The following is a 21132-nucleotide window of genomic DNA, read 5'->3' on the forward strand; positions in this document are numbered from 1 at the left end:
GCACCACCAGCCCTGTCGTACAGATCCCGATCATCCATAGAAGGAGCACACACCATGAACTCTCTCCGTTTCCGTCGTGGCGCCGTCGCCGTCGCCGCAGCCGCCGTCCTCCCCTTCTCCCTCGCCGCCTGCTCGGACTCCGGTGACGAGAGCAAGGCGTCCGCGCCCTCCTCCGCCGCCGCCTCCAGCACGGCCGACGAGGCTCCCACCGAGGACTCCATGACCATGGACCAGCCCTTCGGCCCGGCGTGTGCCGGCGTGCCGAAGGACGGCGCGGGCTCCTTCGACGGCATGGCGAAGGACCCGGTGGCGACCGCCGCGTCCAACAACCCGGCCCTGTCCACGCTCGTCACCGCGGTCAAGCAGGCCGGCCTGGTCGACACCCTCAACAACGCCGAGAACATCACCGTCTTCGCGCCGACGAACGACGCCTTCGCCAAGATCCCGAAGGCCGACCTCGACAAGGTGCTCGCCGACAAGGCCACCCTCACCAAGATCCTCACCTACCACGTCGTCGGCGAGAAGCTCGCTCCCCAGCAGCTGGAGAACGGCTCCTTCGAGACCCTCCAGAAGGGCATGATCACCACCAAGGGCTCCGGCCAGGAGTACACCGTGAACGACTCCTCCAAGGTCGTCTGCGGCAACGTCAAGACCGCCAACGCCAACGTCTACATCGTCGACACGGTCCTGATGCCCAAGTAGCCGAATCCCTCCGCAGGTCCGCGCGGTCCGCCGGTGTCCGAAGCGCGGTTGGGCGAGCTGCCGATCGGAGCCGGGGTGCACCCCGGCTCCGATCGGCGGGGACGTATCCTGAGGTGACGGCGCGGGCCCTGCGGAGGCGTCGTGGACATCCGACGCGATGAGCGCCGGCCTGCGCCCGGGAGCAAGTGCCTGGCCGACGAGGGGGAGTTGACCAGTGATCAGTTGGGCCGCGGCGGGAGGAGTGGCCCTGGTCGAACTGGGCATGGCCTTGACTCCGGGACCGAACATGATCCACCTCGCTTCCCGCGCGATCACCCAGGGCCGCAGGGCGGGGCTGGTCAGCCTGAGCGGGACCGCCGTGGGATTCGTGTGCTACCTGCTGGCCGCGGCCGCCGGCCTGTCCGCGCTGTTCGCCGCCGTGCCCCTCGCGTTCACGGTGGTCAAGCTCGCCGGGGCCGCGTACCTGGCCTATCTGGCCTGGAGCATGCTCAAGCCCGGCGGCCGCTCCCCCTTCGCCCCGGCGCGGGACCTGCCTCCCGTCTCCGACGCCCGTCTGTTCTCGATGGGGCTCCTGACCAACCTCCTCAACCCCAAGATCGCTCTCATGTACGCCGCCCTGCTGCCCCAGTTCATGGATCCGCAGGCGGGTCCCGCCTGGGCTCAACTGCTCCAGCTCGGTGCGGTGCAGATCATCGTGGGGATCTCGGTGAACGGTCTGATCATGCTGGGTGCGGCACGGGTCTCCGGGTTCCTGGCCGCCCGCCCCCGTGTGATGGCCGCCCAGCGGATCACGGCAGGCGGCTTGCTCGGCTTCTTCGCGATCCGCACGGCCCTGTCCCGTACACCCGCCTCGGCCTGAGCCCGCGCCGAGTCCGCGGCGACCTCATCGAGCACGTCGCCCGTGTGACACGGGGGCCTGCTCGTGGCCGCCGCTCTCTGCCGTGTCGGCGTCGGCGGGGTGCATCCTGCACGTGCGCTCGCCCGAACCGGACGCCCTGCCGCTGATCCTGACCCACGGGTGAACGGCCATGAAACGACCGCGCGTTGCCGGTCGTCCGCCGTCGTGGATACGATCCTCCCGGTCGTGACTGGCGCACGTGGAGCACCACAGGGAAGCGACCTCTCCTCGGATCCGACGCCGACCGCCTGGGCGTCCCTCCGGCCTCCCCAGCACCCCGAGGAGTCCCGGCGTGGACATGCGGTACGGAATCAATCCCCAGCAGGCGGCGGCCAGAGCCGTACCGGTGGACCCGGAGCGCGTGCCGCTCCGGGTGCTCCAGGGCCGCCCCTCCTCCATCAACCTCCTGGACGCGCTGAACTCCTGGCAGCTGGTGCGGGAGGCGGCGCGGACCCTGGGCCGGCCCGCCGCCGCGTCGTTCAAGCACGTCTCCCCCGCCGGTGCCGCCCTCGCGGGCCCGGTCGACGAGGCGACCGCCCGCCCGTACGGCGTGGACGCGGCCTCCGTGGGCGAGCTGACCAGCGCCTACCTGCGCGCCCGGGACGCCGACCCGAAGTCCTCGTACGGCGACTTCGTCGCGGTCTCGCACCAGGTGGACGTGGAGCTGGCCCAACTCCTCACCAGGGTGGTCTCGGACGGGATCGTGGCCCCCGGGTACGCCCCCGGCGTGCTGGAGATCCTGGCGAGGAAGAAGAACGGCGCCTTCCTCGTGATGGAGGCCGACCCCGCGTTCGAGCCGCCGGAGGAGGAGTCGCGGGACGTCTTCGGCCTGCGACTCGTCCAGGAGCGCGACCGGGTCGAGCTCTCCGGGGCGCTCCTCGCCGACGTGCGCGTGGGCTCCCTCTCCGAGCAGAACCGCTCCGACCTGCTGCTCGGCCTGGCCGTGGTGCGCCACACGCAGTCCAACTCGGTCTGCTACGTGCGGGACGGGCAGACCCTGGGGATCGGCGCGGGCCAGCAGTCCCGGGTGGACTGCACCCGGCTCGCCGGGGCCAAGGTGGACACCTGGTGGCTGCGCCGGCACCCGCTGGCGCGTGCGCTGGAGTTCCGTCCGGGCGTCCGCCGCCAGGACCGGGTGAACTGGCAGGTCCGCTTCGTCGAGGGCGACCTGACCGACGACGAACGCGCCCGCTTCCGCGAGGCGGTCGAGCTGGAACCCGGGACGCTGGACGCGGCCGAGCGGGACGCCTGGCTCGCGGGGCTCACCGGCGTGTCCTTCGTGTCGGACGGCTCGCTGCCCTTCCGGGACAACGTCGACCACGCCCGCCGGCACGGGGTGACGTGCATCGCCGAACCGGGCGGTTCCATCCGCTCCGGCGACGTCGAGGACGCCTGCCGCGAGTCCGGCATCGCCCTCGCCCGGACCGGTCTGCGGCTCTTCCACCACTGAAGCCCGCCTCTCCCCCGGCTCCGGGCCTCCCGGTCTCCGGCGCGTACCTACGGGTCCGGGCCCGGAATTATGGGGGGCGATCTCCCATGTGCGGCCCCCGGCCGAGGGCGTTGACTGAGGCCACGTCGACCGAACAGGGAGGTGAAACCCATGGCCGTTCTCAAGCTCCAGATGATCCAGCCCACCGCCGTCACCAGCGGTGCCGCCGTCATCAGCGTGACCAGCTCCGGCAGCACCTGCTGCCAGACCAAGCCGGTCTGACCGACGGATCCCGTGCCGTACCGGACCGGGGGGAGGTGAATCCATGGCCGTCCTGAAGCTTCAGACGATGCAGCCGACCGCCGTCACCAGCGGCGCGGCCGTCGTCAGCGTCACGAGCAGCAACAGCAGCTGCTGCATCCACGACCCGGTCTGATCCGTCCGAGCGGGGAAGAGGTGATCTCCATGGCCGTTCTCAGCCTTCAGACGATCCGGCCGACCGTCGTCGCCAACAGTTCCGGCGTCGCCAGCTGTACCAGCAGCGCCAGCCACTGTTGCAACAAGCCGCCGGTCTGAGTGCCGGTCGCCGGTCGCTGGTCGCCGGTCACCTGATCACCCCGGGCGGGGGCGCCCTCCGCGCCCCCGCCCGGCCCGTTTTCCGTCACCGTTCCCGTCACCGCTCTCCGCCCCCGGCCCCCGGCCCCCGGCCCCGGCCCGGTTCCGTGCCCGTGGTCCTGCCCGTGCACGTCTCTCCCGCTCTCGTACGCCCCGCAGCCCCCTCGGACGAACCCAAGAGGCCGACATGCGCAACGAACGATGGGTCAACCGCTTCCTCTTCGCCTGGAACGACTCGCTCTTCTTCGACCCCCTCGACGTCTCCTACGAGCCCCGGCCCGACCACTTCATCGCCGACCTCGACGATCGCGTCCGGGCCCGCTTCGTGCGCAGCGGCATCTGGTGGAGCCACCGGCTCAACCCCGAGCTCCCGAGCCAGGGCTGGAAGATCCATATCTCGGCGGGCTTCGCCTCCGTCGGCGAGGTCGTCCGCACCTCGCTCGCGTACCTCACCGGGAACGAGATCGACTTCAAGATCGCGCTCGACCTCAACGTCTACGAGATGCTCAACTCCAAGGGCATGTCCCGCGGCAGCGGCGGCAAGCTCATCACCGTCTACCCGCGTGACGACGAGGAGTTCCGCCGCTGCCTGGACGACCTGGCCCGTCTCCTCAAGGGCGCCGAGGGCGCCTACGTCCTCTCCGACCTGCGGTACCGCGACCACAAGGCGCTCTACTTCCGCTACGGCCAGCTCCTCGACACCCACACCGTCGACGTCCTCGGCCGCCGCGTCCCGCACATCCAGGGCCCCGGAGGTCCGGTCCGCGACGACCGCTCCATCGGTGAGTTCCGGCCGGAGTGGCAGCCCTGGCCGTTCACCGACTGGACGCCGGACGGCGGGGACGAGGGCGGGGACGACGGCGACGGGCTGCTCGGCGGCCGCTTCCGCGTCACCGGGGCCATCCAGTTCTCCAACAGCGGCGGTGTGTACACCGCCGAGGACACCCACGACGGCGACCGCGAGGTCGTCGTCAAGGAGGCGAGGCCGCACACCAACGCCAACCCCCGCCAGGGGTACGACGCCGTCGACGTGCTCGCCCGCGAGTGGGAGTTCCTCCGGCGCCTGGCCGGCACCGGCTGCTACCCCGCCCCCGTCACCGCGTTCCGCCAGTGGGAACACCATTACATCGTCGAGGAGTTCATCGAGGGCTCCGACATCCGCTCCGTGCTCCTGGAGCACAACCCGCTCGCCCACCCCGGCTACGACGTCGAGCGCGCGCGGGAGTTCCTGCGCATCTGGATCCGGGTCTGCCGCGGCCTCGCCCGCGCCATCCACGCGGCCCACGAGAACAACGTCCTCCTCGTCGACTTCACCGCCTCCAACCTGCTCGTCGACCGCGACACGTACGACGTGCGGATCGTCGACCTGGAGGCCTGCCGGCTCATCCAGGCGCCCGACGGCGACGCGGACGCGGCGGACGCCGGTCTCGGCCGGCCCGTCGAGCTCTACACCCCGGGCTTCAGCCTCTCCCGGTCCCGCTTCGAGCTCACCGGCACCGAGGGCGACCTCTTCGCCCTCGCCTCCACGATGGCCTACTTCGTCTTCCCGATCGCCGCGATGTCCTACCTCCGGGAGGACGTCCTCGACCTGTACCGGGGCTTCTTCGACGACCTCGGATGGCCCCGGCGCCTCCACCGGCTGATCACCGACCTCGCCGCCGCCCGGATCACCCTCCCCGAGGTCCTCGCCGCCCTCGACGAGGCCCACGAGCAGACGCTGCTCGCCGAGGTGGCCGCCCCGCGGCGCCCCGCCGTCGTCCAGGAGAGCCTGCGCCTGGCCGAGACCGCGGCCGGGGTCGCCGCCTTCGCCGAGGCCGTCGCCGACCCCGGCCGGGCCACGCTCTTCCCCGTCGACCCCTTCGCCCACGTCACCAACCCGCTCAGCCTCGGCGCCGGCGCCACCGGCGTGCTCTGGGCGCTGCACGCCTCCGGCCGGCCCGTACGACCCGAGTGGCGGGACTGGCTCCGCGACCGCCTCACCGGCCTCGACCCGGCCGAGTACCCCGACGGGCTCATGAGCGGCCTCGCCGGCCTGGCCTGGACGGCCGACGCGCTCGGGCTGCGCGCGGAGGCCCGGGAGCTGCTCGCCACGGCCAACCGGCGGGCCCTCCACGCCGGCGACCCGACCTTCTTCTACGGCCTCGCCGGGCTCGGCACCACCGACCTCCACTTCCACCTGCGCGACGGCGACCCGGCCCATCTCGCCTCGGCCCTGGAGTGCGCGCGGGCCCTCGACGCGACCGCCGTCAGGGACGGCGGCCTGGTCCACTGGGTCAACGACTTCGCCAAGGACGGCCCGCTCACCGGCCTCGGTTTCGGGCAGGCCGGCGTCGCCCTCTTCCTGCTGCGGATACACCAGGTCACCGGAGATCCGCGGTGGCTCCGGCTCGGCGGGGCGGCGCTCGACTGGGAGCTGGCCCACGCCGAGCCGCTCGGCGACGACGAGGGCCTCGTCATGTTCGAGCACGAGGGCACCATGGAGCCGTACGTCGAGGTCGGCTCCGCCGGGGTGGCCAAGGTGCTGCTGCGGTACGGCAGGCTCGACGACGCCCGCACGATCCTCCGGGCGCTCGACATCCGCCAGACCGTCCTGCCCGCCTTCGGCTTCGGGATGAGCGGCATCGCCGACGCCCTCCTCGACGCCACCGCCGTCACCGGCGACCCGGACTACCGCCGACAGGCCCTGCGCCAGCTGGACTTCGTCCGCCGGACCTTCCTCTTCGAGCCGGCGGAACGCTTCCGGATCCCGCACCCCGACGGCGTCGTCCCGCTCGCCGTGCCCGGCGAGGGGCTGCTCCGCTGCGCCTGCGACTACCTGTCCGGCTCGGCCGGCATCCTGCGGGTGCTGCACCGCGCCCACCACGGGGGCACGGCCGACTTCCTGCTCGACGAGCTGGGCCGGCTGGGCGGCGCGGGCACCGCCCTGGACCTCACCGACCCGGGCGCGGACCAGGGCGGTCGGGCGCGGTGAGCCACCTCTGGCACACCCTGCGCGGCCACCGGGCGGGCTTCGCGGGCATCGCCGCCGCCGACGCCCTCGCCGGGGGGCTGGAGGCGATCCTCCACCCCCTGCTCCTCAAGGCCCTGTTCGACGAGGCGATCCTCGCCGCCGACCTGGGGGCCTTCCTCCTCCTCGGCGGGTGCTACCTGGTGCTCGGCCTCGGTCTGAACACCGCCGCGTACGGGATCGCCTGCCGCCGCAAGCGGTACGAGAACGACTTCCGGCTCCGTCTGGAGACCGAGCTCCTCGACCGCACCCTCGGGCTCGACGGCCGCAAGGTCGCGGAGGCGGGCAACGCCTCGTACGTCAGCCGGATCCACCAGGACGTCCACGAGGGCGTGCTGCCGGCGATCGACGTCACCATCCGCATCGCGCGCCAGTCCGTCTCCTCGCTCGCCTTCCTCGGCGTGCTGCTCTACCTCTCCTGGCAGGCCAGCCTCATCCTGCTGGTGATCGTGCCGCCGCTGGTATACGTGAGCAACCGCCTCGCCCGGAGGATCGAGAACAACACCGATCCCGAGCGCGAGGGCGAGGCGCAGTACATCAACCGTCTCACCCGCACCCTCGAAGCCTTCCACGCGCTGCGCGGCCTGCCCTCGCTGCGCCCGGCCACCCGCGAGGCGAACGCGGGCGCGCTGCGCGGCTTCCTCGACCTCACCTTCGTCAACTACCGCCTGACGCAGCGCCAGCGGACCCTCAGCGATCTGGTCATGAACCTCTCGGACACGGCCTCCATGGTCGTCGGCGCGCTGTTCGTCTTCTCCGGGCGGATGTCCTTCGGCAGCTTCCTCGCCTTCGTGAACTCGCTCTGGCGGGCGGTCACCGGCATCTTCGACCTCGTCAACATGATCCCGCAGGCCCGCCGCAGCACGGCGGTCCTCAAGCGGATCGAGGCGCTGCGCACGGCGGAGGCGCTGCCGTACCACGAGGAAGGTCCGGCGGTCCGGGTCACGGGGGCCCGGATCGTGCACGGCGACGGCACCGACGTCGTCCTGGCGGACTTCGCGCTCGGCGCCGGCGAGCACGTCCTGCTGCGCGGGCCCAACGGCTGCGGCAAGACGACCCTCCTGCACATCGTGACGGGCACGCTCGCCCCCGACGCGGGCACGGTCACCCGCCCGCCCCGGGTGGCGAGCCTCACCAGCCCGGTCCTGCTGCCCCCGCTGCCGGTACGGGAGCTGGTCCCCGACCCGGAGCTGCGGGCCGCCATGGGGCTGACGGCCCTGGCCGGCCACCAGCCCTCGGAACTCTCCTCGGGCCAGCGCCAGCGGGTCGGCGTGGCCGCGCTGCTGAGCCAGGACGCCGACGCGTACCTCGCGGACGAGCCCTTCGCGAACCTGGACGAGACGGGCCGCGACCTTGTGCTCGCGGCGCTCCGCCGGCGCACCGAGGGCCGGGCCCTGCTCGTCGTGCACCACGGCGACGAGGACCTGGACCGCGGCTTCGACCGGGTGGTGACCCTGAAGGGTGCGGTGGCCCTGATCTGAGCCGCCGTCGGACTCCCGGCCGCCGCGCGGCCGGGACGCGGGGCCCGACGACGGGGCGGGCCCCGGGAGCGAGGGAGGGACGTCCTCGGAGCAGCGCCGTACCGAGGACGTCCCTCGGGCGCCGCCCGGCTCTTGTCCGGGACTGGCGCCCGGGACTGCCGTCCGTGACCGCTGTGCGTGACCGCCGTCCGTGGCTGCCGCCCGTGACCGCCGGCCATGACCGCCGCCCGTGGCTGCCGCCCGTGACCGCCGCCCGCGGCTGCCCTCCGCGACTGCCGTCCGTCACCGCCGCCCGCGACTGCCGTCCGTCACCGCCGCCCGCGGCTGCCGTCCGGAACCTCCGGAGGCCGCGGGCCCGCCCACCCGGCGGGCTCGCGGCTGCGTCCGGGCCGGCCCTGTCTATCCCCGGGCCGCGCTGGCCATCAGGTCGCGCGCGGCCGTCGCGAAGGACGCCCGGTTCGGATGCCCCGTCTTCTGCAGCAGGCTCGCCACGTGCTTCTCCACCGTGCGCGGCGAGATGTGCAGCCGCCCCGCGATGTCCTTGTTCCCGATCCGCTCCGCGAGCAGCCGCGCCACCTCGAACTCGCGGACCGTGATGCCCTGGCGGCGTAACTCCGACGGGACCCGCTCGGAGCCCGTGCGGCGCTGGCGGACCGACGCCCCCATGCCGCGCAGCAGTGCCCGGCAGGCGCCGGAGACCGCCGTGAGGCCGGCCGCGTGGAAGTACTCCTCCGCCTCGCACAGCCACCCCGCCGGATCGCCCCAGCCGTCCTCGTACGCGGCGCGGGCGACCAGCCGGACCCCCAGGTGCCGGGCCGGAGGGTACGGCTCCGCGGCCATGAGCGCGGCGGAGGCGGAGGCCGTCGCCTCGGCGGGGCGGCCCGCCCGGCCCAGCAGGACCGCCCGGGCCAGACCGGTGAAGACCGCGTCCCAGCGGGAGCCGCCCGCGGTCGGCGCCGGCGGCTCCGCGGGCGGCTGCCCACCGGGGCCGTGGGAGTCGCCGACCACGCCGAGGAGCGCGAGCGGGCCGTGACGCCCGAAGTCGCCGGGGGCGGGGGCCTCCGCGTCGTACGCGAGGGCCGCCGCGAACGCGTCCCGTGCCTCGTCCGGCCGCTCCTCCAGGAGGGCGCAGACGCCGCGCGCGAGCCCGTACGCCATCGCCCGCACCCCCGGCGTCGCCGGGAGCAGCGGTTCGAGACGGTCCAGGGTCTCCTCCATCGGGGCCCGTCGCCCCTGATGGGCGTGGCACACCGCCTCCGCGAGCCGCGACAGCGCCAGCGCGCGGCCGAGCCCGAGCCGCGCGGCGTCCGCGAGGTCCGCGCGGATCCGCTCCCCCGCCGTCTCGTAGGCGCCTCGCCGGACGTGGTCGAGCGCCAGGTCGACACCGGCCTGGTGGGCCAGGGGCGCCGCGCCCGTGCGCAGGGCCTCGCGGCGGGCCTGCTCGACCCGGGCCGAACGGCCGTCCCGCGCGGCCGCGAGCCGGGCCAGCCGCACCTCGGCGGTGAGCCGCGGCAGGGGCAGGCGGTGCGCCTCGGCGAGCGCGCGGGCCTCCTCGAAGTGGCGGGCGGCGGTGGCCGGATCGTCGTGCCCGGCGAGCTCTCCGAGCAGCAGGGCCGCGTCGCAGGCCACCGCCGGGAGGCCGGCGCGGCGCGCCGCCGCCTCCGCCCTGCGGGCCAACTCCGCCGCACAGCCGTGGCGTTCGCGCACCGGGCGGTCGTGGGCCAGCCGGGCGGCCGCCAGGTCCACCGGGGCCGCGTGCGCGTCGGAGGGCGAGGCGCCGAGCAGCCAGCGGGCCACGTCCAGGTGACGCAGGGCCTCCTCGGGCCGGCCCCGCAGGGCGGCGATCCCCGCGAGTCCGGCGTGCAGCCCGCTCCTGCGCGGCCCCGGCACGCCGTGCCCGCCGAGCGCCTCGACCTCCGCGACGAGACCGGGCAGCCGGTCGAAACGCGCGGTGCGGGCCACGGTGTCGAGCAGCTCCTCCAGGACCCCGGCCCGCAGCTCGGGGTCGGCACCGGATCCGGTCGAGCCGCGGGCCAGGTCGAGGAGGGCGAGCGCCCGGTCCACCGCTCCCTCGGCGACCGCTCGCCGGGCAGCCGCCCGGAAGGCGTCCACGGCCTCGCCGGTCTCCCCCGCGTGGACGTGGAGCGCGGCCGCCCGGGCCCGCCACTCGCCCGGCAGACCGGGATGCAGCGCCGCCAGCGAACGGGCCGCCCGCCGGGCGCGCAGGGCGCGTTCGTACGAGCCCAAGCCCGCGAGGACCGCCTCCGCCGCCATGCCGTACCGGAACGCGTACCAGCCGGGCTCCGCGCCGCCTTCCTCGTCCGGCGCGATCAGGCACGCGTCGACGGCGGCCCGCAGGACCCCGGACAGCTCCTCGTCCGCGTCACCGAGGCGCCCGAGCGCGTGCCGCACGACGGGCACGGGGAAGCGGTGCCCGAAGAGGGCCGCCGTGCCGAGGAACTCCGCCCCGAGGGGGCCCAGGGGTGCGGCGAGGCGCCGCACCCGGTCGGCGACGGCGGCCGGCACCCGTACCTCGTCCGCCTCGGGCACCCGCCCGGGCCGCCCGGCCGCCGCGGACCGGGCCGCGAGGTCGTGCGCCGTCTCCCGCACGACGAAGGGAAGTCCGGCGGCGGCGGTCATCATCCGGTCCACGAGGTCACGGCCGAGCGCGGCCGGCTCGACGCCCAGGCCGTCCGCGAGGAGCCGGCGCACCCCGGACCGGCCGAGCGGGCGCAGACCGAGCACGGTGGCGGCACCGCGCCGGCGCGCCCGGTCGGCGAGGAGCGCGGCCGCGGCACCGGACGGCCCGCCGGGGCCGAGGGTGAGGAGGAGCAGGACGGGGACCCGGCCGAGATGGTCGAGGAGGTACTCGACGGCCGCCAGGGTCCCCGGGTCGGCGTGGTGGAGGTCGTCGAGAACCAGGAGCGTCCCCGGGTGGCCGGCGGCGTCGGGCAGGCGCACACCGGAGGGCCCGCCGGCGGGGGCGCCCCGGCCTGCGGAGCGGGGGGTGTCGACGGGGCCGTCGCCGAATCCACCCCGGCCCGCCGCGCGTAAAGCGTCCACCGGGCCGCCGCCGAGTACGCCCCGGCCCGCCGCGCGGAGGGTGTCGTGGGGGGCGCGGGGTGCGAGTCTCTGGAGGATGGCTTCCGCGACGGCGAGGGGCGCGACGGTGGCGCCGCTCAGCAGCCGCGCGACCACCCCGTCGTGCGATCGCCCCTCCGGCGACCGGGGCGTCTGCCGGTCGAGGGTGAGGAGGACCTCGGCCAGCGGGCGGTACGGGACGGCGGCGCCGACCGTCCCGGCCCGTCCGCGGGCGGTCAGCATCCCCGCCGCCGTGGCGGCCGCCACGGCCTCCTCGGTGAACCGGGTCCTGCCGGCGCCTGGCTCGCCGGTCACGAAGAGCGCGCCGCCGCGCCCCGACCGCGCCGCGCCCAGCGCCGCCGCGGCCCGCGCCCACTCGGTCTCCCGGCCGATGAGCCGCCCTCGTCCGATCCGACGGGCCTCGACGCCCGTCCTGGTACACGCGTGGAGCATCGTTCGTCTGCCTCTCCTGGTCAGCGGGGAAGCGGGAGTCCAGCCGGGATGGACGATAGGGAGGAACGACGCCTCCCAGTAGCCGCCCGTTTGGGGGGCTTGCGCCCCGGGCCGGCCGGGGCTCCGTCAGCCGCCGCCCAGGCCGTCCTCGCTCACCCGCCGCGCCAGGTCCAGCTTCGTGTACGCGGGCCGGCCCGCCTCGCGGTACTTCGCCTTGACCCGGTCCAGGTAGTCCTTGGCCGTGTTGACCCGGCGCGCCGGGCGGCCGACTTGAGCGTCATGCCCGCCGCGTAGTCCAGCAGGACCTGTCGCTCCCGGGGCGAGAGCCGGGGCCGGTCCCGGCCCGTGTCGTACGCCCACGCGAAGGCGAGCTCCGGGGAGTGCGCGCCCCGGCCGGCCGCGACGTCCACGATGGCGGCCACGAGCACGGGCAGCTCGTTGTCCTTCGTCAGATACCCCTCGGCTCCGGCCCTCAGGGACTCGATGACCCGTGCCGGCTCCGGGACCGTGCTGATCATCAGGACCCGGCTCCCGGACCGTACGAGCCGCCGGATGTTGTCGACGGGGTCGGAACCGTCCCGGAGCATCAGGTCGAGCAGGACCACGTCCGGCGGCTCGTACGGTCCGGGCCGGGCGCCGGCGGGCGGGGCGGGACGGAGGAGGCCGTCCACGGTCGCCGCCGTCGCCGTGAGCCGGAGCTCGGGGACCCCTCCCAGCCAGGACCGCATCCCGTCCAGGAGCATCCGGTCGTCGTCGACGACGGCGACCGTGATCACCCGGGCCACCTCAGCTCCACCCGTACGCCCTCGCCGGGAGCGCCGTCCACCGTCGCGCGCCCGCCGACCTCCGCCATCCGGTCGTGGACGGAGCGCCGCAGCCCGAACCCGGGTGCGTACCGCTCGGGATCGAGGCCCCGCCCGCGGTCGACGACGGTCACCACCACCCCGCCGCCCGTCCCGTCGCCGCCGGGCCCGGTGTCCGCCCCGCCGGAACCCGCGCCGGGACCCGCGTCATGATCCGCGCCGTGGCCCTCCTCGTGGCCCTCGTGGCTCACCGCGGCGGTGAGGTAGGCGTGGCCGGTCCCGGCGTGCCGACGGACGTTGTTGAGCGCCTCGGCCACCGCGTCGGCGAGCGCGGTGGCCACCTCGGGCGGGACGTGCGGCAGCGCGTGGTAGCGGGCCGTCACCTTCAGCCGCAGCCCCTCCGCCGCGCGGACCGCCTCCTCCAGCGCCGTGCCGATCTGGCGCCGGGGCAGCGCGTCCGAGGTCTGCTGGACGAGTCGGCGCAGGTACGCGGCCTCGCGGGCGCACCGCTCGCGCACCTCGGGCGCGTTGGCGTCGATGCCGCCTGCGGCGAGGGTGGTGAGCGTGGCGAGAACCGTGTCGTGGAGCGCCCGGTGGTGCTCCAGGCGTTCCTCGTAGCGCGCCCGGTGCGCCTCGGCGGTCAGCGTACGGGCGTTGGCGTCGTCGAGCAGCCGTCCCTGGCGGCGCAGGTACCACCAGAACACCCAGGCCATCACGGCGGACGAGAGCAGGGAGTTGAGGTGGCCGAGGACGACGGCGGGGCTCGCTCCGACCGCCTGGTAGCCGATGACGTGGGTGCCGGCGAGCAGGACGACGGCGGCGGCGACCTGGACCCGGTCGAGCGCCACGGCGACCGCCGCGCTCGCCGAACCGCCCAGGATCATCGCCCAGCCCAGCGTCGCCGACTCCCGCGCCCCGCCCCACGCCCAGAGCGCGAACGGCAGCAGGCAGCCGCAGACGACGACGTCCGCCCAGACGTGCCGCCGGGTGAACCAGCCGCGGCGCAGGGCCGTCCCGTAGACCAGGACGCTCAGGCCGACGGCCGCCGCCACCGCCGCGTACTGCACCGGCTGGTCGCGATGGCGCTGGACGACGGCGACGAGGCCGATGGCGAGATGGCTCGCCCGGTAGAGCATGGTGGCAAGGATCATGAAGGCCTGGGCGCGCTGGAGCCCGGAACCCACCCCCTGGGCCCCGGCGGCGCCCGGCGCGCCCCCGCGCAGCGCCCGTAACGCCACTGACCAGGACGTCTCCGCCATGGACGTCTCCCCCCTCCGCGGGGGCACCGCCAGGAGCCCGGTGGTCGTCCCGAACGCGCCGCGGCGGGGGCCGGGCCACGGTACCCACATCTGTCGAGGCTCCTACGTATATTCGCTGGAACGCCCTTGCAGACAGTGCGAGTTGCGCCAAGATCCGGCTTCCGCGCGACTTCTTCCGGTCGCCGGACCGGTCAGCGGCGGCGGGGCGGAGCGGAGCGGGGGCGGTCGCGGTCACTCCTCGGGCGGGACGCAGAGGACGGGGACCGAGGACATGTGCAGGAGTTTGTGGGGTGTCGAGCCGAGGAGGGCGCCGCGCATCGGGCTCTCGCCCCAGCTGCCGACCACGATGACGCGGGCGGCGTAGCGGTTCGCCGCTTCGATCAGGGCCTGGGCGGGCTTCTCGTCGATCACCTCGACGACGGTCGGCACGCCCGCCCGGTCGGCCTCCGCGACCGCGTGCTCCAGGCCGGTGCGGCCCGCCTGGCGGATGGCCTCGTGGTGGGAGGCGTACTCCTCGCCCGTCGGGCCGGGGGCCGCGGCTCCGTAGACCAGGACGAGCCGCTCGTCGAAGGCGGCGGCCACCTCGACCGCGATGCGCAGGGCCCGGGCGGCTCCGGGGGATTCGTCATAGCCCAGAACGACCGACATCTCAGGACTCCTTGCCGTGGCCGGGTCCGTGGCCGTGGACCAGATCGGGGTCGGCCACGCTCGGGCGCTCGCGCCAGAACGCGGGCGAGCGCAGGCGCCACACGAGCATGACGATCACGCCGGTGACGGCGATGCCGATGCCGATGACGAGCGGGGGACCGAGCCCGAACCACGACGTGCCGCTGTACGAGTTCTCCGGGTCGGCCATGTCGGACACCGACCGCACCAGGAGCCAGGCCAGCAGGCCGGCGCCGACCAGGGGGCCGAGCCCGATCAGCAGGAAGTTGTGGACGCTTTCGAAGAGGTGGCGGCGGTAGTAGACCGCGCAGGCCAGGCCGGTGAGGGCGTAGTAGAACGAGATCAGCAGCGACAGCGCGGTGAGGGAGTCGAGCAGGGCGTTCTCGCTGATCTGGCTCACCACGAGGTACCAGGCGATGGCGATGCCGGCCACCCACCAGGTGCTGACGTCGGGGGTGCGGAAGCGCGGGCTGATGTGGCTGTAGTGCGCGGGGAGCGCCCGGCGGCGCGCCATGGACAGCGCGGTGCGCGAGGCCGGGATGATGGTGGTCTGGGTGGAGGCGATGGCCGAGGTGGAGACGGCGAGCAGCAGGATCCAGTCCCAGCCGCCCAGGACGTCCCCGGCGAGCTGGGCGAAGATGAACTCCTCCTCGCCCGCGTTCTCCGACAGGAAGGCCGGACCGGCGTACGCCACGACCGCGAAGCCCACGGACACGTAGGTCACGAGGAGGACGACGGTCGACCAGAGGCCCGCCTTTCCGGGCGCGCTCGCGGAGTCCTTGACCTCCTCCGTGAGGTTGACCGCCGACTCCCAGCCCCAGTAGATGAAGACACCGAGCAGCAGCCCGCCGGTCAGTGCCGCGCCGCCGGCGCCGAACGGGTTGAGCCAGCTGAGTTCGGGTTCGGCCGACGGGTACTTGCTCGTGCCGTCGTAGACGGCGTAGAGCGCCACGGCGACGAAGATCAGCAGGCAGGCGACCTGCGCCAGGATGAGGACGTTCTGCACCTTGGCCGACAGCTCGGTGCCGATGACGCACACGGCCGTCATCACCAGGATGAGCAGCACGGTGAGCAGTTGGCGTACGAAGGTGTTGTCCACCCAGCTGTCGAGGCCGAAGGCCAGCAGGCCGAAGCTCACGGCCACGTCGGCGAGCGAGCCGACGACCAGGACCCCGGTCATCGCGATGGCCCAGCCGCCGAGCCAGCCGGCCCAGGGGCCCATGGCCCGGGTGACCCAGGAGAAGGTGGTGCCGCAGTCCTGGTCGACCTTGTTGAGGTAGTAGAACGCCGAGGCGATCAGCAGCATCGGCACGAAGGACGCGACCATCACGCCCGGCGCGTAGATGCCGACGAGAGCGACGATCGGGCCGATGACGGCCGCGAGCGAGTACGCGGGAGAGGTGGAGTTGAGCCCGATGACGAGCGCGTCGACGAAACCGATCGCATTGGACTTCAGACCTACGGGGCGCTCTGGGGGCGCGGCATCCTCGGCGGCCATGTTCCCTCGCTCTCGACGAGCCAGTCAGAACAGCGAGACCTACGCCTTCATCGTAGGGAGGCCGGACCGGTCGCGCATGCCATGACATCCGGCACCGTCCGGCCCGCCGGGTGCCGCCCTCGTGCGGAGGCCCCGTCCGCCCTTCGTCCCGGGGCGGCCGCCCCGCATCCGTGGGCCGTCCCGCGGGGGAAGGAAGGGCACGGACAGGCACAGGGAGGGCGAGGACGGGGCCATGGACGACAGGGACGACGGAGCGGGCGGCCCGCGAGGGCGCGCGCCGACCGGGGCCCGGCCGGCGGAATCGGTGTGGGACTACCCGCGGCCCCCGGGGCTGACCGCCGACGACCGTCATGTGACGGTCACGGCGGGTCCCCACGTGGTGGCGGACACGCGCGCGAGCCTGCGGGTCCTGGAGACGAGCCACCCGCCGGTCTTCTACGTGCCCCGGCGCGACGTGCGCGTGTCGTTCCTGCGCCCGCGGCCCGGCCGGACCCACTGCGAGTGGAAGGGCACGGCGTCCTACTGGGACGTCGTCCTCGACGACGTGGTGGTGCCCCGGGCCGCCTGGAGCTACGAGGAGCCCCTCGACCCGTACGAAGCCCTCCGCGGCCACCTGGCCTTCTACCCGTCCGCGGTGCGCTGCGCGGTCGACGGCGAGGTGGTGGTGGCCCAGGAGGGCGACTTCTACGGCGGTTGGATCACCCGCGAGATCGAGGGCCCCTTCAAGGGCGGTCCCGGCACGTGGGGCTGGTGATCCGTCCGCCGCGGTGAAGGAGGATCGTCATGGACAGCCTGCGGAGCCACCGGGACGCCGATGTGGCCGGGGGCGCGGACCTGCACGCCTACCTGAGCTACCGGGACACGGAGGCCGCGCTGGCCTGGCTCTCCGCGGTGGGGTTCCGCGTCGTGCGGCGCCAGGACGACGAGGACGGTTCGCCGGCCCACGCCGAGATCCGGTACGGGGACGCGGTCCTGATGGTGGCCGGCGCGCACGCCGCGTACAGCAGACCCGCGCTCCACGGTGTCAGCACGGGCAGCGGCCTGTACCTGTGCCTCACCGCCCCGGCCGCGGTCGACCAGTGGTACTTCCGCGCGGTGGCCGCGGGCGGGGTCCCGGTGATCGAGCCGGAGGACACGGAGTGGGGTGCCCGGCGCGCCCGGGTCCTCGACCCCGAGGGGCACGAGTGGAGCGTCGGCACGTACCGACCCGGCTGAGCCCGCCACCGGCCGACACGCCGGTGCGGTGCGCCCGCCGGGGCCCGCCCAGGCGGAGCCTCCGCCCGTCCGGGAGCTCCGACCGGGCGGAGGCTCCGCCTGGGCGGGAGCTCCGCAGGACCAGGGGCTCCGCCCGTCCGGGGGTTCTGCCCGGGCCGGGCCGGGACGGCGTCCCGCCCGGGCCGCCGCCGGGCGGCGGCGGGCCGGGCGCGGTCGGCGGCCGGGGGCTATCCCGTCGCCAGGGCCGCGGTCGGTGGCTGGCGGGAGGCGCGGACCGCCGGGTAGAGGCCGGCGACCGTGCCGATCGCGAGCGTCGCGGCGAAGCCCGCGCCCCCGGCCCAGGGCGGGACCACCCAGGGCAGGCCGCCGGTGGTCGCGTACACGCCCGTCGCCGCCGCGCCCAGGGCCACCCCGGCGACGCCCCCGAGACCGGAGAGCATCAGGGACTCGGTGACGAACTGGATCCGGATCTGGCCCCTCGTCGCGCCGAGCGAGCGGCGGAGGCCGATCTCGTGGCGGCGTTCGAGGACCGAGATGATCATCGTGTTGGCGACGCCGACGCCCCCCACGAGGAGGGCGATCCCGCCGAGCCCCAGGAGCAGCGTGGAGAAGGCCCCCTCGGTCGCCGCCTTCGCCTTCAGCGCCTCGGACGGGTCGCTCACCGCGACGTTCTGCGGGTTCCGCGGGTCGATCGTCGGGGCGAGGAGCCGCTGGACCTGGCGGACGGAGGCGTCGGTGGACCGCTCGTACACCGCCGTGGGGTGGCCGTCGAAGCCGAGGAGCCGCTGGGCGCTCTCCCAGCCGACGAGCGCGGAGCGCTCGATCCCGGGGGCGAGCGGGAGGGGGTCGAGGATGCCGGCGACGGTGAAGTACCGGTCGCCGATCCAGACCTGTCGGCCCGGCCGGTCGATGCCGAGGCGTTCGGCGGCGACGTGGCCGAGGACCACGGCCGGGTAGCGGCCGTTGGCGGCGTTCAGCCAGGTGCCGGACGCCGTCGTGCCGCGCAGCACGCCGAGGAGCCCCTCCGTCGCCGCCTTCACGGCGATGCCGCCGGTCTCCTCCTCCGGGATCAGCCGCGAGCGGCGCACCGAGTGCCGGAGGTCGCCGGTCGCGCCGACCCGCTCCACGCCCTCGATGCGGCCGACCATGCCGACGGCGTCCTTGGGCAGCTTCACCTCCTGGCCGCTGAACATCCCCTCGCCGGGCTCGGCGACGAGCATGTTGGTGCCGAGCGCGTCGAGCCGCTGGAGCAGCTGCGCCTGACTGGACGCCGAGATGCCGACGACGGCGATCATCGTCGCGATGCCGATGGCGATGCCCAGTGCCGACAGGACGACCCGCACGGGGCGGCTGCGCAGCCCGGCCGAGCCGACGTGCAGGACGTCGCGCGGGCCGAGCCTGCGGGCCTTGAGCGCCACGGCGCGCCGCCCGGGCGCCGCGGGCGCGCGTCCCTTCTTCCGCCTGCCGCGCATCAGACCACGGCCTTTCCGCGCGCCGAGTCGGCGACGACCCGGCCGTCCCGGATCCCGACCCGCCGGGGCAGGCGCTGCGCGATCTCCAGGTCGTGGGTGATCACGGCGATCGTGGCGCCCTCCTGGTTCAGGGTGTGCAGCAGTTCCACGACCGCCTCGCCGGACGCCGTGTCCAGCGCTCCGGTGGGTTCGTCGGCGAGGAGCAGGTCCGGCTGCCCGACGATCGCGCGGGCGATCGCGACGCGCTGCTTCTGTCCGCCGGACAGTTCGTGCGGCCGGTGCCGGGCGCGGTCGGCGAGGCCGACCCGGGCCAGCGCCTCCGCGGCGAGCGCGCGGCGGCGGGCCCGGGGCAGTCCGGAGTACAGAAGCCCCTCGGCCACGTTGTCCACGGCGGTGACGCCCGGGGCCAGGTGGAAGGCCTGGAAGACGAAGCCGATGTGGCGGGCGCGCAGCGCGGACAGCTTCCGGTCGGTGAGCGCGGCGATGTCATGGCCGGCGATCGCGACGGTGCCGGTGGTGGGCCGGTCCAGGGTGCCGACGATGTGGAGGAGGGTCGACTTGCCGGAGCCCGAGGGGCCGACGATGCCGACGAGCTCGCCCTCCTCCACGGTGAGGTCGACGCCGTCGAGCGCGCGGACGCCGCCCGCGTACTCCTTGACGACCTTCCGCAGCTCGACGACGGGTGTCGGGGTGGGCGCGGGAGGCGTCGGCGCCTGCTCCCGGCCCTCGTACGCGGCGGGCGTCGGCGCCTGCTCCGGCTGCTCGTACGCGGCGGGGTTCCGGCCGGGGCCGTGGACGGGGTGGGGCGTTCCGGTCATCAGGACGGCACCCCTACCTTCGTGCCCGCGCTCAGGCCGGCGCCGCTGATCTCGACCCGGCCCTGGGCGAACATGCCGAGTTCGACCCTGACGTCCCGGGTCGTGCCGTGCTCCACGACCTGGACGCCGAATCCGCCGTCGGGGAGGGCGAGGAGGGCGTTGACGGGCACGGAGAGGACGTCACGGCGGGTCTCGCCGGTGAGCTCGACGGTGACCGGGGACTGGTCGACGCCCTTGACCTCGCCCGGGTCGTCGAAGGAGACGGTGACGTCGATCTTCGGGGTCTTGTCCTGCGGGTCGTCGCCCGCCGTCGCGGTCCTGCCGACGGCGGACACCCTGCCCGGCAGCCGCGTGCCGTCGGGAAGCGTCACGGTGACCTTGGTACCGGTCTTCGCGGTCGCGGCCTCGGAGGCCGGGACCGCGAAGGTGACGACCCGCTCGGAGCCGGTCACGGTGAGGACGGGGGTGCCGGGGGAGAGCCGGTCACCGGGGGCGATCCGGCCCCCTCCCCCGTCGCCCGCGCCGGCGCCCGAGCCCGCCTCCTTGACCCGTACGGCGCTGCCCGCGAAGGCGATCCGGTCCGGGCCGACGGTGCCGGTCTCCTTCAGGTCGTGGGACTTCTGCCAGCGCTCGACCGCCGCCGCGGTCCTGTCCGTGTACTCCTCGTCCACGTCGAATCCGGTGTAACCGAGCGCGGCGAGGTTCTCCTCCAGCTGCCGCACGTCCTTGCCCTTGTCGCCGGTCTTCAGGGTCCTGTACATGGGCTCTTCGCCGTACATGAGCCGGACGGCCTCGCCGTCGACCTCGTACAGCCGCTCGTCACGCTCCACGACGGAGCCGGCCGGGGCGAGCCAGGTGAGGGTGCCGCCGGGGCCGCCGGCGTTGATCTTCCGCTCCCCCAGGTGCCCGAGCGTGCCGTCGCGCGAGGAGCTGTCCGTGAGGTCGCCGCGGGTGACCGGCGCCGTGGCGGGCGGCAGCCGCTCGGCGTCCGCGTCGCCCGCCGGAGCCTTCGACGGGGTCGCGAGGGCGGTGACGGCGACGCCTCCGCCGGTGAGGACGAGGAGCGTCACGAGGGCGAGCCCGAGCCTGCGGCGCCCCAGGGGCCGCGCCCCGCCGCCGCGCGGGTCCGGCGTGCCACCGGTACGGGGGTCCGCTGTGCCGCCGGTGCGGGGGTCCGGCGTGCCGCCGCTCATCGGGCGACGCCTTCGCACGCCTTCATGGCCTTCTCGAACTTCTGCTTCTCCGCGCCCTGCGGTATGGGCATGGCCTTCTGCGCCCCGCCGTCGAAGCTCGGGTCGGGCATGTTGAAGCCGTTCTCGCGCATGCACTTCGCGTACGCGAGCGCCTTGTCCTTGTCGGCCTGCGTCGGCTCCTTGCCGAACCCGGCGCCGCCGGCCTTGTCCGCGCAGGCCTTGAACGCCTTCTCCATCTTCTCCTTCGACATGCCGTCGCCGCCGATGGTCAGTCCCACGCCCTGCTCGCCCGGCTTCGGCTCGGGCACGTCGAGGCCCTGCTCGCGCAGGCACTTGCGGTGCTCGAAGGCCTGGTCGGCCTTCTTGCCCGCGTCGCTCGCGCCTCCTTCGTCCTTCCCCCCGGTCCCGGAGCCCGAGCAGGCGGTGGCGAAGAGGGCGAGGGCCGCGGCCAGGGAGGGGGCGGCGGCCGTCCGGATGATCCGTCGAATCGTCATGGCGATGACGGTGCCGCGTGGGGGTGTTTCGGTTCTCTCAGCGGTTTC

Annotated in this window: 19 protein-coding genes and 1 riboswitch; of the genes, 10 read left to right on the forward strand and 9 right to left on the reverse strand. The window is 74.6% G+C overall.

Annotation, left to right across the window (positions count from 1 at the left end; genetic code table 11):
- The first annotated feature begins 54 nt into the window (after positions 1–54).
- From ACFYT9_RS26320 to ACFYT9_RS26355, 8 genes are all read left to right on the forward strand, one after another.
- Complete coding sequence (locus ACFYT9_RS26320; protein ID WP_389167834.1) at positions 55–702, forward strand: fasciclin domain-containing protein; 648 nt, start codon at positions 55–57, stop codon at positions 700–702.
- 214 nt (positions 703–916) lie between these two features.
- Positions 917–1561 (forward strand): LysE family translocator, encoded by a 645-nt coding sequence (locus ACFYT9_RS26325; protein WP_387274033.1) that lies wholly within the window; start codon positions 917–919, stop codon positions 1559–1561.
- A gap of 215 nt (positions 1562–1776) precedes the next feature.
- Positions 1777–1861: riboswitch (ZMP/ZTP riboswitch) on the forward strand.
- A gap of 37 nt (positions 1862–1898) precedes the next feature.
- On the forward strand, positions 1899–3050 hold the full coding sequence (locus ACFYT9_RS26330) for a phosphoribosylaminoimidazolecarboxamide formyltransferase (RefSeq protein WP_389167932.1): 1152 nt from the start codon (positions 1899–1901) through the stop codon (positions 3048–3050).
- A gap of 150 nt (positions 3051–3200) precedes the next feature.
- Positions 3201–3311 (forward strand): class III lanthipeptide, encoded by a 111-nt coding sequence (locus ACFYT9_RS26335; protein ID WP_376605561.1) that lies wholly within the window; start codon positions 3201–3203, stop codon positions 3309–3311.
- Positions 3312–3354: 43 nt separating this feature from the next.
- Complete coding sequence (locus ACFYT9_RS26340) at positions 3355–3465, forward strand: class III lanthipeptide (RefSeq protein WP_376605563.1); 111 nt, start codon at positions 3355–3357, stop codon at positions 3463–3465.
- Positions 3466–3494: 29 nt separating this feature from the next.
- Positions 3495–3605, forward strand: a complete 111-nt coding sequence (locus ACFYT9_RS26345) for a class III lanthipeptide (protein ID WP_376605565.1) — start codon at positions 3495–3497, stop codon at positions 3603–3605.
- A 226-nt stretch (positions 3606–3831) separates the two neighbouring features.
- Positions 3832–6615: a class III lanthionine synthetase LanKC gene (gene lanKC, locus ACFYT9_RS26350; RefSeq protein ID WP_389167837.1), complete on the forward strand. Its 2784-nt coding sequence runs from the start codon at positions 3832–3834 to the stop codon at positions 6613–6615.
- Entirely contained in the window at positions 6612–8132 is a 1521-nt protein-coding gene (locus ACFYT9_RS26355) for an ATP-binding cassette domain-containing protein (protein ID WP_389167840.1), read from the forward strand. The genes lanKC and ACFYT9_RS26355 overlap by 4 nt, the downstream gene beginning before the upstream one ends.
- 399 nt (positions 8133–8531) lie before the next feature.
- On the opposite strand, the gene ACFYT9_RS26360 is transcribed toward ACFYT9_RS26355, so the two are convergent.
- The 5 genes from ACFYT9_RS26360 to ACFYT9_RS26380 form a co-directional block, all read right to left on the reverse strand.
- Positions 8532–11666: an AAA family ATPase gene (locus tag ACFYT9_RS26360; protein WP_389167843.1), complete on the reverse strand. Its 3135-nt coding sequence runs from the start codon at positions 11664–11666 to the stop codon at positions 8532–8534.
- A gap of 152 nt (positions 11667–11818) precedes the next feature.
- Positions 11819–12442, reverse strand: a complete 624-nt coding sequence (locus ACFYT9_RS26365; protein ID WP_389167845.1) for a response regulator transcription factor — start codon at positions 12440–12442, stop codon at positions 11819–11821.
- On the reverse strand, positions 12439–13728 hold the full coding sequence (locus ACFYT9_RS26370; protein ID WP_389167848.1) for a sensor histidine kinase: 1290 nt from the start codon (positions 13726–13728) through the stop codon (positions 12439–12441). The genes ACFYT9_RS26365 and ACFYT9_RS26370 overlap by 4 nt, the downstream gene beginning before the upstream one ends.
- A gap of 231 nt (positions 13729–13959) precedes the next feature.
- The gene (locus ACFYT9_RS26375) at positions 13960–14376 is read right to left on the reverse strand and encodes a universal stress protein (RefSeq protein WP_376602757.1); all 417 of its coding nucleotides are present in this window, start codon (positions 14374–14376) and stop codon (positions 13960–13962) included.
- 1 nt (position 14377) lies between these two features.
- Positions 14378–15892, reverse strand: coding sequence for an APC family permease (locus ACFYT9_RS26380; RefSeq protein WP_389167851.1), 1515 nt, complete (start codon positions 15890–15892; stop codon positions 14378–14380).
- A gap of 232 nt (positions 15893–16124) precedes the next feature.
- Here ACFYT9_RS26380 and ACFYT9_RS26385 point away from each other — a divergent pair, with 232 nt between their 5' ends.
- Together ACFYT9_RS26385 and ACFYT9_RS26390 are read left to right on the forward strand one after the other, a co-directional pair.
- Entirely contained in the window at positions 16125–16646 is a 522-nt protein-coding gene (locus ACFYT9_RS26385; protein ID WP_389167854.1) for a DUF427 domain-containing protein, read from the forward strand.
- Between the two features lie 29 nt (positions 16647–16675).
- Positions 16676–17107 carry a VOC family protein gene (locus tag ACFYT9_RS26390; protein WP_389167856.1) on the forward strand — a complete coding sequence of 144 codons (432 nt, stop codon included), beginning with the start codon at positions 16676–16678 and terminating at the stop codon, positions 17105–17107.
- A gap of 227 nt (positions 17108–17334) precedes the next feature.
- Here the strand turns inward: ACFYT9_RS26390 and ACFYT9_RS26395 are convergent, their stop codons facing one another.
- From ACFYT9_RS26395 to ACFYT9_RS26410, 4 genes are read right to left on the reverse strand one after another with little or no spacing between them, the layout of a single operon-like run.
- Positions 17335–18579: an ABC transporter permease gene (locus ACFYT9_RS26395; protein ID WP_387274051.1), complete on the reverse strand. Its 1245-nt coding sequence runs from the start codon at positions 18577–18579 to the stop codon at positions 17335–17337.
- Positions 18579–19397 (reverse strand): ABC transporter ATP-binding protein, encoded by an 819-nt coding sequence (locus ACFYT9_RS26400; RefSeq protein ID WP_389167859.1) that lies wholly within the window; start codon positions 19395–19397, stop codon positions 18579–18581. The genes ACFYT9_RS26395 and ACFYT9_RS26400 overlap by 1 nt, the downstream gene beginning before the upstream one ends.
- Positions 19397–20590 carry a peptidoglycan-binding protein gene (locus ACFYT9_RS26405; RefSeq protein ID WP_389167861.1) on the reverse strand — a complete coding sequence of 398 codons (1194 nt, stop codon included), beginning with the start codon at positions 20588–20590 and terminating at the stop codon, positions 19397–19399. The genes ACFYT9_RS26400 and ACFYT9_RS26405 overlap by 1 nt, the downstream gene beginning before the upstream one ends.
- Entirely contained in the window at positions 20587–21084 is a 498-nt protein-coding gene (locus ACFYT9_RS26410) for a hypothetical protein (RefSeq protein WP_376601566.1), read from the reverse strand. The genes ACFYT9_RS26405 and ACFYT9_RS26410 overlap by 4 nt, the downstream gene beginning before the upstream one ends.
- Positions 21085–21132: the final 48 nt, after the last annotated feature.

Origin of the sequence: Streptomyces sp. NPDC004435, assembly GCF_042873895.1 — a bacterium.
GTDB lineage: Bacteria > Actinomycetota > Actinomycetes > Streptomycetales > Streptomycetaceae > Streptomyces.